Raw genomic sequence first — 16,407 nt, forward strand, 5'->3', positions numbered from 1 at the left:
GAAGTCTATCATAAGCAGAATCAGTTGACGAGGTCGCAACACAAATGCGTTGGTTTTCTTACAATGACAGCTCACGCGATTTTGCGATGCAGCGTATTTAACATGTGCCGCATTGTCGCTTGCGTGTCGCCGCAGGCTGTCTCTCAACTGCGCAAAAGCTGCGATCAGAGGCAAATTATCGCCACAGGGAGTTCATCATGGACGCATCCTCAAAGACGGGTGCAGCGCACCAACCCGGCCGCGGTCGGATCTATGACTCAATCGTCGATGCATTCGGCGATACGCCGATCGTGCGCTTGCGCCGCTTGCCGGGCATGCACGGCGTGAACGCGACCATTTTGGCAAAACTCGAATATTACAATCCGGCCGCAAGCGTGAAGGATCGCATCGGCGCGGCGATGATCATCGCCATGGAGAAGACGGGCATCATCAAGCCGGACACGGTGCTGATCGAGCCGACCTCAGGCAACACCGGCATCGCGCTCGCCTTCGTCGCTGCCTCGCGCGGTTATCGATTGAAGCTGGTGATGCCGGAATCCATGTCGATCGAGCGGCGCAAGATGCTTGCCTTTCTCGGCGCCGAACTGGTGCTGACCCCGGCCGCGCAAGGCATGAAGGGCGCGATTGCGGCGGCCGAGGAGTTGTTGAAGACGACGCCGAATTCTGTGATGCCGCAGCAGTTCAAGAACCTCGCCAATCCCGAGGTGCACCGCCGCACCACGGCGGAGGAGATCTGGAACGACACCGGAGGTAACATCGATTTCTTCGTCGCTGGCGTCGGCACCGGCGGCACCATTACCGGTGTCGGTCAGGTTCTGAAGCCGCGCCAGGCTTCCCTGCGAGTGGTCGCCGTCGAGCCCGAGGAGAGCCCGGTCCTGTCGGGCGGCCAGCACTCGCCGCACAAGATCCAAGGTATCGGTGCGGGCTTCGTGCCCGACATTCTCGACCGCTCGGTGATCGACGAGATCGTGAAGATCAACTCGACGACGGCAATCGAGACGTCGCGGGCGTTGGCCCGGCATGAGGGCATTCCGGGCGGCATCTCCTCCGGCGCCGCGATCGCCGCCGCGATCGAGATCGGCAAACGGCCGGAAGCCATGGGAAAAACCATTCTGGCTATAGTGCCGTCGTTCTCGGAGCGGTATCTTTCGACGGCTCTGTTTGAAGGAATCTAGGACATGGCGGATCAACCGAGGCGGCCGCGGACATTGGGCGACGCGCGGAGCGAAGCCGAGGCGGCGTTCAAGAAAGTGACCGCCAAGGTCGCCGTAGCGCCGCCGAAGCAGAACGTGGCGCCGGGGATCAAGGAACAGGTGACCCTACGGATCGACCAGGACGTGCTGGAGCATTTCCAGGCGGGCGGCCCCGGCTGGCAGGACCGCATCAACGAGGCGCTGCGGAAGGCTGCGGGGAAGTAGGCTCCTCACACTGAGGACGACCAACGAAAAAAGCCCGGCGGCTAGCCGGGCTTTTTTGTTCGGGGATTAGGCTTGCGCCTCAGTGACGGAACATGCCGCCCATCATGCCGCCGACGACGCCGCCCATGAAGGCAGCGCCGGCATCGCCACCGCCGCGATGGCCGCCACCGCCGCCGCTGCTCGCGGGGGCGCTGGCGCGCCGGGCCGGCTTCGGGCCGTCGTCGCTTGCGGTCGATGTCGAGGCAACAATCTCGGCGAGCAGCGCTTTGTGCTGGAACTTGTTGAGAAAGCCCGTCGACGGATAGCCGCGGGCGGCCTGCCAGCGCTTGAGCACCGTCCGCGTGTCGTCGTTGAACACGCCCGTCACTTTGGTGTCGAAGCCAAGCCCGTTGAGACGGCGCTGCACGTCGCGGCGCTGGCCCTTGTCGAGGCCGATCTGGTCCTCGGTGAGCTGGCTGGCGTCGTCGGTGAAGGTCGCGGGATCGACGCCGGCATTGAGATTGCGGGTGGTGGTCGACGGACCGTTCTGAATCGCTGCGAGCCGTGCCAGCGCCAGCGCCTTAAACTGGCCGTTCGGATAGGTGGAGAGGTAGGCGTTGAGCTCTTCCGGCTTGTTGGTTTCCTTCACGGAGCGCCAGTATTCGAGCTCGACACCGTCGGAGCTGTTGCTGGCCGCAGGCGCCGGCACGCTGCTGGACGCGGTTGGTGCGGCGTTGGCGACCTGCTGGCTCTGCTGCGCCGGGTTGAGATAGACGGCGCCGATCAGATTGGTGTGGCCCCAGGGAAGCTGACCCTTGTGGGTCTCCTCGTTGACCTGGGCGCGCACCGACGTCATCGCCTGCTGGATTTCGACGCCGGGCTTGGTGATGTTGTCGATCAGCGCGCGGGTGAACGGGCTGTTGTTGCCCTCCTGGCCATCGAGGGCGGTCTGGCCCGGGCCGGTCGCGAACGCGATCAGCGTGCCTTCGCCGGACTTCATCTCAGCGAGGCCGCTCTGCACGTTGACACTACGGGTCGCCGAGTTCGATTTGATCTTGGCGGCAAAGGGATTGTCGCGGCAGGCGTCGAGGAACACCAGCTTCACCTTGGCGTCGCCCATGGTCTGGTCGAGCGTCAGGTCGATATTGATGGCGGCCCCCAGCTTGACGTCCATCTCCGATTTGATGTCGGCATCGACGGGCAGGAGATAGTTGCTGCCGCCGACGGCGATGCCGTGACCGGCGTAGTAGAACACTGCGACATCGGAGCCCTGTGCCTTGCGGCCGAAGTCCAGCAGCTTCTCCGTCATCTGGTCGCGGGTGAGGTTGGATCCTTCGATCACCTCGAAGCCGACATTGCGCAACGTCGAGGCCATCGCCTTGGCGTCGATCGGCGGGTTCGGCAATTGCGCGACGTTCTTGTAGGCGCCATTGCCGACGACGAAGGCGACGCGGCGGTCGGCCTTTGCGGCGCTGACCGACAGCGCCATGCACATCAACGAAACCAGGAGGGCGAGAGTGCGCATCTGAAATCCCCAACAGAATCGAATGGCTGGCAGCAACAAATTGGCGTCGAACCTACACGAAAGCGCCCGGCTTCGCGCTAGCAAAACAACCCTTCAGCCAACTCACCAACCCGCTGCTCTGTGACCGAGCGTGGACGATGGAATGCCTTTCCAACGTGATCCAAATCACGCTCGACCACTCTGTTTTGTCGCGTCAGGCCGCGCGCCGGTTCACTGCACGCGGGCGGGGACGGGGACCGGCGTTGCAGGCTTCAAATTCAGGAGATTGCCGCACAGGATCAGGGCCGCGCCCAGCACGGTCCAGGCATCGAGCCGCTCGGAATAGAGCAGCCAGCCGGCAGTTGCGGTCAGGGGAACCCGCAGGAAGTCCATGGGAACGACAATCGTGGCGTCCGCATAGCGCATCGCGCTGGCGAGGCAATAGTGCGAGAAAGTGCCGCAAACAGCGATGACGCCCATCCAGGCCCAGACATAGGCCGACGGCCAGGTCCAGACGAACAGCGTCGGCACGAAGCCTGCGACCGATTGCACCACGATCATCCAGAACAGGATCGAGAGCGCGCTTTCGGTGCGGGTCAGCGATTTGACCAGCGCCATCGAAACGCCAAATCCCATCGCGGCCCCGAGCGCGATCAGCTGGCCTGGATTGACCTCGCCGGTGGCGGGCCGGACGATGACGATCACACCGACGAGACCGAGCACGATGGCGGCGATCTTCCACGGCGTCATGCGCTCGGACAGGAAGCTGGCCGCCAGGATCGCCGTCCAGATCGGCATGGTGAACTCGATCGCGACCACCTGGCCGATCGGAATCAGCGTCAGCGCGAAGAACCAGCCGAGCTGCGCGACATAGTGCACCGAGTTGCGGCCGATATGCTGCGGCAGGCGTCGCGTCTTCAGGACCTTGAATCCACCAGCGCGATAGATGATCGGCAACAGCAGCACGAAGCCGGCCAGCGACCGCACCTCCATAATTTGGAAGACGTTCAGCTCGCGCGTGGTTTCGCGTCCGGCCACCGCCATGATCAGCATCAACGACAGCCAGCCGGCCATCCAGAAGGCGGCCATGGTTTTGGACGGTGTCGTGCTCATGGGGGAAGCAGGAATCCTGAGGGGGAGGCCGGTATCGGCGACATCGCCGCCGTTTGCAACGGCCAAATCTGCGGGTGCAGCGATGCAGGGCGGCGTGCTACGGCAGCGCAGATCAACAAGAAAATGGGGAGTTCTCCGCTCATGCGTATCTTGCAGCCGGCCGAATGGAAGAAACCGCGCGGCTTTTCACATGGCGTGGTGGCGGAGGGGCCGGGCCGCTGGATCGTGCTGGCCGGGCAGACCGGTGGCGACGAGGCCGGCAATTACGAGCCCGACATGGCGGCCCAGGTCGCAACCGCGCTGAAGCGGATTATCAAGCTGCTCGCAGAGGCCGGCGCCGGACCCGAGCATATCGTGCGCCTGACCTGGTATCTGACCAGCCGCAGCGAATATGAGGCCGCGGGCGCCGGCATTGGTGCGGCCTGGAAGGAGACGCTCGGCCGCAATTTTCCGCCTTCGACGCTGCTCTATATCGGCGGCCTCGTGGACGACCGGGCCAAGGTCGAGATCGAGGTCACGGCGTTCGTTCCGAGCACATGAAAAAAAACGATCCGGCGAGGTCGCCGGATCGATTGTCATGTCGTGGTAATGTCTTAGCGCGACATCGAAATGTTGGCGCCGCGGAACTGACTATCCGCGCGAATCGTGACGGATTGCCTGTTGCCGCTCGTCCTCAGCGCAATGTTGGCGTTGAAGCCGGCGGCGGAGGCGACCACCTCGAAATTTCCGCCGCCGCCGCGGCCCTGGAGGGAGCCGCTAATGTTCCGGCTTGCCTCGCTCCAGCTGCCGGTAATGGCGCTGCCTTCCGCCCTGACGTTGGCGCCGAGGTTGAACTTGTAGGCGTCGCTGGCACAGGTCAGCGACATCTCCATGGTGGGACCGATCGGAGCGTATTTGGCCCGGCAGCGGATCCGCTCAGTCGAACCGTCGTCGAGGGTGACCGTGCCGCCGCCGCTCCAGCTGCCCGCCAGCGGCGCGAAGGGGCCGGACTGGGCGTTGCTCCCGGAGCTGGCAACAGCTGTCACAAACAAAACGGCGGCCGCCATGAGCAGCCGCCGGTTGAGGACGCCAGTCCCGAATTGCTTATTGGCGCGATGCTTCCCACCGCCCGCTGCATGGTATGCCTGCAGATGCTCCATTCCACTTCCCCGATCCGGCGTTGCCGCTGAGTTGACCGTTGGCATATGCACCATTGATCGAAACTTTCACAAGACCCCCGCTGCCGATGGTGCCGGAAACGTTAGCGCCGGGTGCGCTGATCTTGCCGTCGGCAACCGTCAGCATGGAGCTTGCGCTCGGCTCGCAGGAGCCGGTCTTGGTCACGATGGTGACCTGCCAATTGCCGTCATACGGGGTCTGGGCGACCACAGGGGCGACGAGGGTGGCGGTAACAACTGAAGCGGCACAGAACGCCGCGATGCGACCAAAACGCATGAATTCCGTCCTTGAATTTGTCTGATATGCTGACACTTATTCGGACGAAATGTGACGGAAATTTGGTGCAATGCCAAATCGAAAATTGTTCCTGTGGAAACAATGGTTTATTTGCGTTCCTGGGTTCAATTTTCGAAGCAGAATCAATGCAGCTTCACGTTAATCGTTAACGTCGGGAGCGACTCACGAAAGAGAGACTCACGAAAGACTTGGCGCCGAGGTCGCGAATTGTTCGTCCTGGGCTTTTGACGGCAATGCCTTGTGGACCTTGGCATAATCGATCACGTCGGCCAGCAGCTTGAGGCCGAGCGGGGCCAGCGCACGCTCCCAGAGTTCGCGGGCGGTCTCGCCCTTCTTGACGAAGCACCAGTCCTGGGCGGCGATGGCGCCGGCATCCATGCGGTCGGCGAGATGATAGATCGTGCCGCCGGCGATCGGATCGCCTTCCTTGATGGTCCATTCCACCGCCGCCTTGCCGCGATGGCGCGGCAGCAGCGAGGGGTGATAGCCGATCCCGCCGAGCTTGGCGGCGTCGAGCGCATCCTTGCCGATGCGGGCGTGGCTGTGCGCGGTGATGATCAGGTCGGTATCGGGGGCGATCTCCGAAGCAACCACGAGCTTCGGATTGGCCTGCACCACCACCTCGATGCCGGCGGCCTTGGCGGTCGCGGCCAGGCGGTCGTCCGCCTCGGCGACCACGACCCGCACGATCGCGACGCCGTGCTCGCGGAGCATGTTCAGGGTGGTCACGCCGAAATGGCGGGAGCCGACGAGGGTAATGCGCATGAGTGTCTGATCCGTCTCGCAGCTGCGTCATCCCCCGATAACACGTCAGGCCGCCCTGTCACCACCCGCCCGGCGTTTGCGGCGGTTATCAACAATGCGCAGCAGGCAGGCCGCAGTGAATTCCGCGATTGCGCAGCCGCCCACTCCAGTGCTTCCATGCCGGCATCGTCGGCTCGGAGCGAACGCATGCGAAGTGTGTGGTTTGTCCTTCTCGCGACACTGATTGCGGCAGGTCCGGCCCGCGCTGGCGGGCCGTACCCGGTGATCCCGCCCGAGATCGGGGTGGCGCCCTTCATCGGCCCGACCTGGGACGCCTATCGCTGCGCGGAAGGGCCAGTCTACAATTTCTACCACGGCGCTTATTACGGCGAGGAGCCGCCGGCGCTCTATCGCGGCTATGCCTACCGGCCGTACTACCGCTACAGCGCCTATCGCAGGCTGCCCCGGACCTATCTCTGCGTCACGGACTAGGCGTTGCCGCGCCGCCACGGTCGGCCGCAAATGATCAATGCACCGGTTCCTGTGTTTGGTTTTTAACAGAAGGAATCCGCTGTGTGCCGTTAGAACGTGCTCACCGGGGCTGGCCAAATTTCATTCCGGATCCGTTTTCGAACCCGGCTTTGGCCGCTGGCGTGATCGCCAGCGGCTTTTTTATTCCTGCGATCACCAAATCATCGAACGGTAACACGTTCTCAACCAGCTTGTCGTATCGACGAATCCGTCGCGGATTTGTATTGCGTACCGCGACACCAAAAATGTCCCGCCGGCGCGGTCGTGTCGCGCGGGCTTTTTTGCCGGGGCCGATATCATGCCGAGCGCAATTGAGCAGATCGTGGACGCCTATGTGCGGCTGAAGAACCGCCGTGGCCTCGACGAGCTGATGATGCACAGACAGCGGCTCGCGGTCGATCTCAAGAGCAAATCCGGCTTTGATTTTAGCCTGCCGATCGGCAAGATCGATGAGGAGATCGCGATCATCGAGGCCGGACTGACCCGGTTGAAGACGGAGTCCCCCGAACTCGGTGCAACGCGGCTCCGCTGAGACGCTCAGTCGCGCCTGCCGCCATCGATGACGGTGAACAGCGGTCGCGCCGGCGTCGGCTCCACCAGCAGCTCTTCCACCAGCGCAGTTGCCGCATCGACATATTTGCGCGTCGGCTTGTCGAGCTCGCGTTTCGCCTCATCATCGAGTGCGATCTTTGCCGCCTCGACCAGCTTGCGCATGCGCGCTCCGTGGTCGTCGCCCGCCGTCAGTGTCGCGCGCGCCAGCGAGCGCAGCACGAACAGCTCGCCCTCGAGGCGGAGCAGGCGGTCGTTGAGCCTGGTGAGGACGGTGTTGAGGTCGGCCATGGCTGCCGTTCGTTGCAAGGGATCCTGACCCGTCTAGCGGCGATCGGTGAACGGAGTGCAAATGCCGATGGCGCAATTGGGCCGATCTGCCGCACTGCTTAGCCTGAAATGATGCCGCCGATGTGACCGGAAGTGACGCGCTGGAAGCGTGGTCGCCGCCCGGGTTCCGCACCACATCACAGGTCGGGTGGACATTTGGAGCGTGAACCGATGCGGTCTGTCCTGGTCTTGATCCTCTTGATGTCCGCGTGCACGGCGGCTGCCGCGGCCCCGGCCCGTCACGCCCACCGGCCGCGTCCCGTTGTGGTCCGGCCGGCCGAGGACGCGCCCGTGCCGCCCGGCTGGTACAAATTTCCTGGCCGTCCGCCGATCCCGGCGTCGGAGAACCGGAATCTCGATCCCTCCAATTTCGGCGGCGGCTGATTTAGGCCGCGGTTCGCGCCAGATAGTCGCGCGCGAAGGCGAGATACCAGTCGAGGCAGGCCGGATTGGCCATCGCTTCCTTGTTGATGACTTTCTCAACGGGCTGGCCCAGCAGCAGCTTCTTGATCGGCAGCTCCTGCTTCTTGCCCGACAGCGTGCGCGGAATCTCGGCAACGGCGAAGATCTCGTTCGGCAGGAATCTGCGGGAGAGGCCGGCCTCGATCGCCTTGTTGATCTTGGCCTGCATCGCGCCGTCGAACGCGACGCCGTCGCGCAACACCACGAACAGCGGCATGTAGCTGTCGCGGCCGAGATATTCGAGGTCGACGACGAGGCTATCGAGCACCTCCGGCAGCGCTTCGATCGCGGAATAGAGCTCGCTCGTGCCCATGCGAAGGCCGTGGCGGTTGATGGTCGCATCGCTGCGGCCGTAGATGATGCAGGAGCCGTCCGGATTGACCTTGAGCCAGTCGCCGTGCCGCCACACCGGCCCGCGACCGTTGCCGTCAAGATTGTCCGGATAGGTCTCGAAATAGCTGGAGCGATAGCGCGCATTGCCCTGGTCGTTCCAGAAGTAGAGCGGCATCGACGGCATCGGTTCGGTGCAGACGAGCTCGCCGACCTCGTCGATGACGGCGCGGCCCTGTTCGCTGAAGGCTTCGACTGCAGCACCGAGCAGGCGGCACTGCATCGCGCCGGGCGTCTGCGGGAGTTCTCGGTTGCCCCCGATGAAGGCGCCGGCGAAATCGGTGCCGCCGGAGATGTTCGCCCACCAGATGTCGGTCTGTGCCTTGCTGCCGTTCGTTTTCGACAGGCCTGCGAAACGGTCGCTGAACCAGGCTTGCGTGTCGGCGCTGAGCGGCGAGCCGGTCGAGCCGAGGCAGCGCAGTCGCGACAGATCGCCGGCGGCGGTGAGATCGATCTCGGCCTTGGCGCAGTTGGCGAAGAACGCCGCGCCGGCGCCGAAGAAGCTCGATTTCGATTGCGCCACGAAGCGCCACAGCGTGGTCCAGTCCGGCTTGTCCTTGGTGCCGCCGGGGCTGCCGTCGAAAATGCAGCAGGTGGTGCCGCTGAGCAGGCCGCCGACCTGGCTGTTCCACATGATCCAGCCGGTCGAAGAGTACCAGTGATAGCGCTCGCCGAACGAATTTTGGTGATAGGAGCAGCCGATGTCGTTGTGCAAGCCGAGCAGCGCCAGCACCACGATGACGATGCCGCCATGGCCGTGCACGATCGGCTTCGGCAGGCCGGTGGTGCCGCTCGAATAGACGATCCAGAGCGGATGATCGAACGGCAGCCAGGCCGGCTCGAAGGCGTCGATCGCGGCGCTCGTGCTGGCGACGATATCGGAGAGCCGGGCGTCCGGTGCGGCAGGCGCGGCGGCTTCGCTGTGCAGGATGACGTGCTCGACGCTCGGAAGCGACCGCCGCAGCGCGGCAACGACGTCTTTGCGGTCATGCCGGCGGCCGGCATAGGTGACGGCGTCGCAGGCGATCAGCACCTTCGGCTCGATCTGCTTGAAACGGTCGATCACGGCGGGCGCGGCCATGTCGGGCGCGCAGACACTCCACACCGCACCGATGCTGGCGCTCGCCAGAAACGCGATGATGGTCTCGGCGATGTTGGGCAGATAGGCCGCGATGCGGTCGCCGGGTTTCACGCCCTTGTCCTTCAGATGCAGCGCGAGCGCGGCTGCCTTGCGCTTCAACTCCGGCCAGCTGGTTTCGGTGAGCTTGCCGTCCTCGCCGCCGCTGACGATCGCGGGCAGGCCGGCGGCATGCGCGGCGTCGACATGCCGGAACACTTGCCGCGCGTAGTTGACCTGCGCGCCGGGAAACCAGACCGCGCCGGGCATCTTGCGCTCGGTGATCACGGCCGCGAACGGCGTCGGCGATTGCAGATCGTAATAGTCCCAGATGCTGCGCCAGAAGCCGTCGAGATCGCGCACCGACCATTGCCGCATGTCCTCGTAATTCGAGAACGTCAGGCCGCGCTGCGCGGCGAGCCAGTTGCGGTAGAGGGCGATCTGGGGGACGAAGGGTGCGGTCATTGGGTATCGACTTCAATTGTGGGGAAGGGGACTTTATCCGGTGCCGCGATGTAACAGAAGTCGCGCGTTGATGACCGAATGGCAGACATGATATCGCATTCTCGCGGCACGTTTCGCCCGAGTCTTGCGTCGTCTTTTGCCCCTGTCGAAACAAGGGCGCAGGGAAGGCCGGGCGCCGGCGGCACCCGCGATCCGTGCGCGTAAAAATGCACACGGGGTGGACCACAGGCTCAGCCGATGCTCGGCCTTCCCTGCGCGATGGTTTACGGCGTACTTCGCGCTCTCCCCGGGGAGCGATGCACTATTGCCCCCGTCGCCCTGCGGATGGCTGATGCGCGCGCCCGGTCGGGCAGTGCACATCACCACAGGACTTGACGCACAGACTCCGGGCGTCAGGACCACACGACTTGGCCGTCCGCGTACGTCCTCGCTGGGCCTTCGAGCGCTGGCGTGTGCTCACGCCCGAAGCCATGCGAAGACGCTGTCGGCGCCGTGTCGTCCGCGCGAGAGTCCTTGCTCACGGTTTCCCGCCCTGCATGGCTCATCGCGCTCGACGCCGTCGCGTCCATCGCTCCCAGGCCCGCGGTTCGTGACGATCGCGATCCGCCCCTTTTCTCGGGCTTGGGTGTTTCGTTTGTACGATAAATCCGAATTTCGGTAAAGAGGAATATTTTGACCGAGACCGCTTGACAACACCAGCAGGAATTTTGGACGGGTGTTTTGCCGGGCGGGCAGTTCCCTTGTTGTGGCGATGCGAGCGACGTCTGCTTTTGGACCCAAAGCGGACCTTGCGCGATCCACCCTGCCGTCAATATGCTGGGCAATTCAGTCAGTGGGAGTGTTCAGCTTTGGCGGATATCTCGCGTCGCGACCTTACACTTGGCGCAGTTGGCGCTTACGCTGCATTAGGACACGAGAATTCGATCACATTTGTTGATGCGGCTCACGCCCAACAGTTAGCCTCTCCGCCTTTCCGCAATTACAAGGTCGGCGATATCGAAATTTTTTCGTTAATTGATGGCATGCGTGACGTTCCCCTACGGGACGGTATGGTCAAGAATGTCGGCGTCGACAGAGTTCAAACCGTGTTGCGAAGTGCCGGCTTCCCCGACGGTCAAGCGCCCCTGCGGTTTATTGTCATGGCGCTCAAGCTGCGTGACCAAATCGTTCTGATCGACGCGGGTACGGGTGGCCATCCGATTTATGGTGAGGGAAACGGCAGGCTATTCGAGAGCATGGCGGCGGCCGGCCTTGATCCAAAGGCCGTCAAAACAATTCTCGTTTCCCATCTCCACGGCGATCACATCTATGGTCTCATGAATAATGAGACCAATGCGCAGGTATTCCCTGATGCCGAAATCGTAGTGCCCGCCGCGGAACTGAAATGGTGGACACGCCCGGGAGTCGAGACGCTCGACTTGGGACCTTCACGTAAAGGTCTCGCGTTGCGCATTCAGGCGACGGTGGCGACCTGGAAAAACGTCAGGACCTTTGAGGGCGAGCCAGAACTTCTGCCGGGAGTGCACGCGGTTCAGGTGCCCGGCCACAGCCCCGGAATGGTGGCGCATCTGGTCACTTCAGGAAGCAAACAATTCTTGATCAGCGCCGATGTAGTCAATTTTTCACCCCACATTTCGGCAAACCCTGAGTGGCAGCTGGCTATCGACCAAGACCCGCAAATGGCCGCCGATACTCGGAAGAAAATCTTCGACCGTGCGGTCGCTGACAGGCTCACGATTTCAGGTACGCACTGGCTGATGCCGAACGTCGGTACGCTGTCACGGGATGGCAACGGCTACGTGTTTGCAATCGAGAGCTAGTACCCTTGCCAAGCACGACCAAAGCCGTTGGCGACCATGATCTGTCCAGCATGATAGTGGAGCTGGTGAATAGGTCCGGCGACACTCGTTATTGGCCCCAAAGCAGACATTTCCCGCAAAACGTAGTACCATCCTCGACTGCGACCGCTGCCAGTCTTCGTTACGGGGGCTCCGATGAAGTTTCGCACAATTTTTGCCGCATGTGCCATTGCGATAGTTGGATTGCCCATGATCACATTTAGCGTACTTGGCCAGCAACAGTCGATGAAGGATCAACTCCTCGGTACTTGGACGCTGCTCTCGTGGGAACAGAAAAAGACTGATGGCAGCAGAATCGAGCGCTATGGGATGAACCCAAAGGGCATCGCGTTCTTCGACACGGGCGGGCGATATATCATCACTGTGATGCGATCAGATCGCGCCAAATATGCCAGCAATGCCTTGTGGCAAGGTACCCCAGAGGAAAACAAGGAAACTGCCGACGGCACCATCACCTACTTCGGTCCATATTCGATAAGCGAGGCTGATAACAGCATCACAATTCACGTCGAAGGTAGTTCTTTTCCGAACTGGAACGGCACGGATCAGAAGCGCTTTGTGTCGATTGCGGGAGATCGATTGACGCTGACCGTTCGTCCTCCCGGCGGAGACGTCGTCGATGTGACGTGGAAGCGAGCGAAGTGATCAAAGGCGTCAGGTCTGCTTTTGGCCAAAGCGGACATGATGCCAAATCGACCCGGCAGTTTTACAGCGGTGTCCGTCAGGCCGATTGGCGAAATAGCTCAATTTGCTCCCGGAGTAAGTCTTACCACCCAACCGCCGCCCAGCGCCGGCCGAACACCTGCGGCTTGGTCTTCACGGCCGCCCAGCCGAAGAAGTGATGCTTGCCGGACCAGCTGTGCACCACGCCGCTGCAGATGCTGCATTTGAAATGGCCTGAATGCGGCTCGGCGTGCTCCTCCCTTGTCGCGGTGTAGTTCATGCTGCAACCGGGGCAGGTGAATTCTTCGATCGTCCAGATGCTGTTGGCCATTGCACCGCAAGTGTTTTTGAGACCTGGCGCAAGCGTAGGTACGAGCCTTTGCATCGGCGTAAACCGGTTCGCCGAAATCCGGTTAATCGCCGTTAGGCAAACCCGGCTCAGGTCGCAGATATTGCAGGCTTTTCCTGGAGCCGCGCTACGCCCCATGGACCGGGCGATCCCGGTCGCCTTGACGCCCGGCTCACGGCTGGCAATAACCCTAACCCGCGCAAGTGCCGGGACCCGCGTTGATGCCGCAAGGAAAGCCGTGCCTGTGAAAAGTCTGCGTCAGCTCCTGACGGGCGAGGACGTCATCCAGCTCGTGATCCGGCTCGGCCTGTTGGCGCTCCTGATCCTGTGGACGCTCTACATCATCAGGCCGTTCGTGCCGATCCTGGCCTGGAGCGGCGTGCTCGCAGTTGCCTTCTATCCGGCCTTCAGCTGGGTCGCCAAGATCCTTGGCGGCCGGCCCAAGACCGCGGCTGCGATCCTCACCCTGATCACGCTCGGCATCGTCCTCGGGCCGGCGACGTGGCTGGGCCTGAGCGCCGTGGAAGGGGTGAGAGAACTGGCGCATCAGCTCGCCACCGGCGACCTCGCGCTCCAGTCGGCGCCGGAGGCGATCAAGTCATGGCCGATGATCGGCCCGACGCTCTACGAGCTCTGGGACCAGGCCTATAGCAACATCCGCGCGGTGCTGCGCGAGGTCGCGCCCTATCTGCAGCCGCTGGCGGGACCGCTGTTGTCGCTCGCGGGCGATGCCAGCCTCGGCACGCTCCAGTTCCTGGTCTCGGTATTCGTGGCCGGCTTTCTGTTTCCGCACGGGCCCCGGCTGGTCGCGGCCGGCCGTGGTTTCCTGTCGCGGATCGTGCCGGAGCAGAGCGAGCACTTTCTCACGCTCGGCGGCGCCACCATCCGCGCCGTGGCGCAAGGCGTGATCGGCGTCGCCATCGTTCAGGCGTTGCTGGCCGGCATCGGCTTCAAGCTCGCAGCCGTGCCGAGCGCCGGCCTGCTCGCCTTCATCGTGCTGCTGCTGTCGATCGTGCAGATCGGCGCTTTCCTCGTGCTGCTGCCGGTGATCATCTGGATCTGGACCGCCAAGGATGTCACCACGGCGCTGGTGCTCACCGTGTTCCTCGTGCTCGTCGGCTTCCTCGACACCATGCTGAAGCCGCTCGTGATGGGACGCGGTCTCAACACACCGACCATCGTGATCTTCGTCGGCGTGATCGGCGGGACGCTCGCCCACGGCATCGTCGGCCTGTTCATCGGGCCGATTATCCTGTCGGTGGCGTGGGAGATGGCGGCGGCGTGGATCGGAAGCGAGGCGGAGAAGCCGACAGCGACCGCGCCTGCTGCCGACGAGGTTCGATCGCGCGGCACGCGCTGACGCTGACGGTCGCTGCGAGATGGGCCGGACCTCGCAGGGTGTGGACAACTGCGGGGGGCGGGGTCGACCGGAACGGCCATCGAACTTGTCTAATGAAATAGACAAGTTACGATGGCTGCAGATTCTTTTCTCGGTTTGCGACAGGTATGGCGAAGTCTTCCAAGCTGGTGGCCGCCAAGCGCGGCAAGGTTCTGTTGGTCAGGCGACGGTCGGACGGTCTCTGGATGTTTCCCGGGGGCCGCAAACGCGCGCGCGAAACCGACAAGGACTGCCTGCGGCGTGAGATCAAGGAGGAACTGCCGAAGCTGAAGCTCGGCCGGATCAGCCTCTGGAAGGAAGTGACGGCCAAGAACAAGCGTTCAGGGCGCAAGATGAGCGACGCGATCTTCATCGCCAAGAGCGCCAAGGGTCGCCTGGCGATCGGCGACAAGAACGAGATCGACCGCGCCGCCTGGCAGAAGCCGCGCGGGATCCGCCTGACCGCAACCTCGCGCTACATCCGCGATCGCCTGTTTCCGAGGAAGCCGCGGCGGAGTTAGCCGCCGGGTGCGACAAATCGTCCGCTCATTTCGCGCGGCGTGTGTGAACCAGTTCACAAGCGGCCGCCGAGAGAGCTGCTAGAGAGGCGTCATTGCCTTACCAATTCATTTTCGTTGAAACGCCCCAGTGTCTCCAAGCACTGGGGTTTTTCGCATCCGGCGGCGGGCGCGTCGGATCTGTCGGCCTTGCCTCTTAGCCTTGTCCGTTAGCCTTGCCGCCGCAGAAACCCGGTGATCGTGACCTTCTCCCAGATGCCGGCCGCCGCGAACGGATCGGCGCGATTGAAGGCCTCGACCTCGGCGCGGCCGGGGGCCTCGATCAGGAACAGGCTGCCGATCATCGTGGCGCCGTCGTCGGCGACCAGCGGTCCCGACATCACGATCTTGACGCCGAAACGCGATGTGTCGCCGAGGAACGCCTTGTGGGCATCGTAATTGGCGAGCCGTGTCGGCAGTGCACCGGTGCGGTCGATGGCATGGATGGCAAACAGCATGATGTCTCCGGGATTTTTTTGGGGACGGCTGTCATCTCAGCCGTCCCGATGCTTGATGAAACAGGCTGCGGTTATTTCGTGCCGAGCTTGCTGGCCTGTTCGAAGGTCGGGCAGACGCGCTGCTCCAGCGGTGTGTCGAAGGGCTGGTAATTGTCCTTGGTGATGACCGTCGGCTTCAGCACGATCTCGGCGATGACGGGCTGCTCGCGCAAGGCCCGGATCGCCATCATGGTGCCGAGGCAGCCTTGGGCAAATCCGTTGTAATCGCCGCTGGCGAGCAGCTTGCCGGACTTGATGGCGTCGATCGCCTCCTTGGTGCCGTTGATGCCGATCACCTGGGCCTTGCGGTTGGCGCCGTCGAGCGCCTCGATCGCGCCGACCGCCATGGCGTCGTTGGCGGCGAGCACGCCGTCGATCTGCGAGTTCGACTGCATCAAATTCTCCATCACCTGGAGCGCCTGGAGCCGCTGATAGTTGCCGGGCTGCGAAGCCAAAAGCTTGGCGCCCGGGTTCTCCTTCAGTGCGTCGTTGAAGCCGCGGACGCGATCGACATTGGTCAGCGAGCCCTTGACGCCCTCGATGATGACGATGTTGCCCTTGCCGCCCAGGGTCTTGAGCAGGAAGCGCGCGGTATCGAGCCCGAGGCTGTAATCGTCCGCACCGATGAACGAGAGGAATTTTCCGCCGGCGGAGCGATCGGTGATGTTGACGACGGGGATCTTGGCGTCGTTGATCTTCTCCACGCCCGGGACCATCGCCTTGTAGTCGACCGGCGTAAAGACGATCGCGCTCGGCTTCTTGACCACGACGTCCTCGATCTGGCTGAGCTGCTCGGGGATGCTGTCGGGCTTGGTCGGAATATACTGAAGCGTCTTGGCGTTCAGCGTCTTCGCCATGTTGTCGGCACCGACCCGCACCGTCTGGAAGAACGGGTTGGTCTGGTTCTTGGTGAAGACGGCGATGGTTTCACCGTCCGCGCGCACCTCTGTGGCGAACGCTGCGGCCATCAGCAGCGGCAGTGCGAGGTAACCTAGTGTCTGTTTCATGTGGTCTCCATCCCTCATTTTGGTTTGTTGGAACTTCAAG

20 protein-coding genes are annotated in these 16,407 nt (G+C 62.9%); 10 read left to right on the top strand and 10 right to left on the bottom strand.

Features of this window, described 5'->3' with window-relative positions; translation table 11 throughout:
- Positions 1 to 197 precede the first annotated feature (197 nt).
- Positions 198 to 1,175, top strand: coding sequence for a cysteine synthase A (cysK, locus tag JJE66_RS18740; RefSeq protein ID WP_200515795.1), 978 nt, complete (start codon positions 198 to 200; stop codon positions 1,173 to 1,175).
- A 3-nt stretch (positions 1,176 to 1,178) separates the two neighbouring features.
- On the top strand, positions 1,179 to 1,418 hold the full coding sequence (locus tag JJE66_RS18745; RefSeq protein ID WP_200515797.1) for a BrnA antitoxin family protein: 240 nt from the start codon (positions 1,179 to 1,181) through the stop codon (positions 1,416 to 1,418).
- Between the two features lie 79 nt (positions 1,419 to 1,497).
- Here the strand turns inward: JJE66_RS18745 and JJE66_RS18750 are convergent, their stop codons facing one another.
- Positions 1,498 to 2,922: a caspase family protein gene (locus JJE66_RS18750; RefSeq protein WP_200515798.1), complete on the bottom strand. Its 1,425-nt coding sequence runs from the start codon at positions 2,920 to 2,922 to the stop codon at positions 1,498 to 1,500.
- A gap of 210 nt (positions 2,923 to 3,132) precedes the next feature.
- Positions 3,133 to 4,014 (bottom strand): DMT family transporter, encoded by an 882-nt coding sequence (locus JJE66_RS18755; RefSeq protein ID WP_200515799.1) that lies wholly within the window; start codon positions 4,012 to 4,014, stop codon positions 3,133 to 3,135.
- 141 nt (positions 4,015 to 4,155) lie between these two features.
- Here JJE66_RS18755 and JJE66_RS18760 point away from each other — a divergent pair, with 141 nt between their 5' ends.
- The gene (locus JJE66_RS18760) at positions 4,156 to 4,554 is read left to right on the top strand and encodes a RidA family protein (RefSeq protein WP_200515800.1); all 399 of its coding nucleotides are present in this window, start codon (positions 4,156 to 4,158) and stop codon (positions 4,552 to 4,554) included.
- Between the two features lie 53 nt (positions 4,555 to 4,607).
- Here the strand turns inward: JJE66_RS18760 and JJE66_RS18765 are convergent, their stop codons facing one another.
- The 3 genes from JJE66_RS18765 to JJE66_RS18775 form a co-directional block, all read right to left on the bottom strand.
- Positions 4,608 to 5,153 (bottom strand): hypothetical protein, encoded by a 546-nt coding sequence (locus tag JJE66_RS18765; protein WP_200515801.1) that lies wholly within the window; start codon positions 5,151 to 5,153, stop codon positions 4,608 to 4,610.
- Positions 5,098 to 5,448: a hypothetical protein gene (locus JJE66_RS18770; RefSeq protein WP_200515802.1), complete on the bottom strand. Its 351-nt coding sequence runs from the start codon at positions 5,446 to 5,448 to the stop codon at positions 5,098 to 5,100. The genes JJE66_RS18765 and JJE66_RS18770 overlap by 56 nt, the downstream gene beginning before the upstream one ends.
- 198 nt (positions 5,449 to 5,646) lie before the next feature.
- Positions 5,647 to 6,234: a formyltransferase family protein gene (locus tag JJE66_RS18775; RefSeq protein WP_200515803.1), complete on the bottom strand. Its 588-nt coding sequence runs from the start codon at positions 6,232 to 6,234 to the stop codon at positions 5,647 to 5,649.
- Positions 6,235 to 6,420: 186 nt separating this feature from the next.
- On the opposite strand from JJE66_RS18775, the gene JJE66_RS18780 reads away from it, so the two are divergent.
- Both JJE66_RS18780 and JJE66_RS18785 read left to right on the top strand, forming a co-directional pair.
- Entirely contained in the window at positions 6,421 to 6,705 is a 285-nt protein-coding gene (locus tag JJE66_RS18780) for a hypothetical protein (RefSeq protein ID WP_200515804.1), read from the top strand.
- Between the two features lie 337 nt (positions 6,706 to 7,042).
- A complete protein-coding gene (locus JJE66_RS18785) occupies positions 7,043 to 7,276 on the top strand; it encodes a hypothetical protein (RefSeq protein WP_200515806.1) in 234 nt (77 codons plus the stop codon).
- Between the two features lie 5 nt (positions 7,277 to 7,281).
- On the opposite strand, the gene JJE66_RS18790 is transcribed toward JJE66_RS18785, so the two are convergent.
- A complete protein-coding gene (locus tag JJE66_RS18790) occupies positions 7,282 to 7,584 on the bottom strand; it encodes a hypothetical protein (RefSeq protein WP_200515807.1) in 303 nt (100 codons plus the stop codon).
- Between the two features lie 210 nt (positions 7,585 to 7,794).
- On the opposite strand from JJE66_RS18790, the gene JJE66_RS18795 reads away from it, so the two are divergent.
- Positions 7,795 to 8,007, top strand: coding sequence for a hypothetical protein (locus JJE66_RS18795; protein ID WP_200515809.1), 213 nt, complete (start codon positions 7,795 to 7,797; stop codon positions 8,005 to 8,007).
- A 1-nt stretch (position 8,008) separates the two neighbouring features.
- Here JJE66_RS18795 and JJE66_RS18800 read toward each other — a convergent pair whose 3' ends face one another.
- Positions 8,009 to 10,057, bottom strand: coding sequence for an acetoacetate--CoA ligase (locus JJE66_RS18800; protein WP_200515810.1), 2,049 nt, complete (start codon positions 10,055 to 10,057; stop codon positions 8,009 to 8,011).
- A gap of 848 nt (positions 10,058 to 10,905) precedes the next feature.
- On the opposite strand from JJE66_RS18800, the gene JJE66_RS18805 reads away from it, so the two are divergent.
- Together JJE66_RS18805 and JJE66_RS18810 are read left to right on the top strand one after the other, a co-directional pair.
- Positions 10,906 to 11,877, top strand: coding sequence for an MBL fold metallo-hydrolase (locus JJE66_RS18805; protein WP_200515812.1), 972 nt, complete (start codon positions 10,906 to 10,908; stop codon positions 11,875 to 11,877).
- A gap of 174 nt (positions 11,878 to 12,051) precedes the next feature.
- Positions 12,052 to 12,561, top strand: a complete 510-nt coding sequence (locus JJE66_RS18810) for a lipocalin-like domain-containing protein (protein WP_200515814.1) — start codon at positions 12,052 to 12,054, stop codon at positions 12,559 to 12,561.
- 121 nt (positions 12,562 to 12,682) lie between these two features.
- Here JJE66_RS18810 and JJE66_RS18815 read toward each other — a convergent pair whose 3' ends face one another.
- Entirely contained in the window at positions 12,683 to 12,910 is a 228-nt protein-coding gene (locus JJE66_RS18815; RefSeq protein WP_200515816.1) for a hypothetical protein, read from the bottom strand.
- Between the two features lie 256 nt (positions 12,911 to 13,166).
- Between JJE66_RS18815 and JJE66_RS18820 the strand changes: the two genes are divergently transcribed.
- Both JJE66_RS18820 and JJE66_RS18825 read left to right on the top strand, forming a co-directional pair.
- Positions 13,167 to 14,288 (top strand): AI-2E family transporter, encoded by a 1,122-nt coding sequence (locus tag JJE66_RS18820; RefSeq protein ID WP_200515819.1) that lies wholly within the window; start codon positions 13,167 to 13,169, stop codon positions 14,286 to 14,288.
- Positions 14,289 to 14,434: 146 nt separating this feature from the next.
- Positions 14,435 to 14,827: an NUDIX hydrolase gene (locus JJE66_RS18825; RefSeq protein ID WP_200515821.1), complete on the top strand. Its 393-nt coding sequence runs from the start codon at positions 14,435 to 14,437 to the stop codon at positions 14,825 to 14,827.
- A 206-nt stretch (positions 14,828 to 15,033) separates the two neighbouring features.
- Here JJE66_RS18825 and JJE66_RS18830 read toward each other — a convergent pair whose 3' ends face one another.
- Together JJE66_RS18830 and JJE66_RS18835 are read right to left on the bottom strand one after the other, a co-directional pair.
- Entirely contained in the window at positions 15,034 to 15,321 is a 288-nt protein-coding gene (locus JJE66_RS18830; RefSeq protein WP_148749340.1) for a YciI family protein, read from the bottom strand.
- Positions 15,322 to 15,392: 71 nt separating this feature from the next.
- A complete protein-coding gene (locus JJE66_RS18835; protein WP_200515822.1) occupies positions 15,393 to 16,367 on the bottom strand; it encodes a sugar ABC transporter substrate-binding protein in 975 nt (324 codons plus the stop codon).
- Positions 16,368 to 16,407 lie beyond the last annotated feature (40 nt).

This window comes from Bradyrhizobium diazoefficiens (assembly GCF_016612535.1).
Lineage (GTDB): Bacteria > Pseudomonadota > Alphaproteobacteria > Rhizobiales > Xanthobacteraceae > Bradyrhizobium > Bradyrhizobium diazoefficiens_C.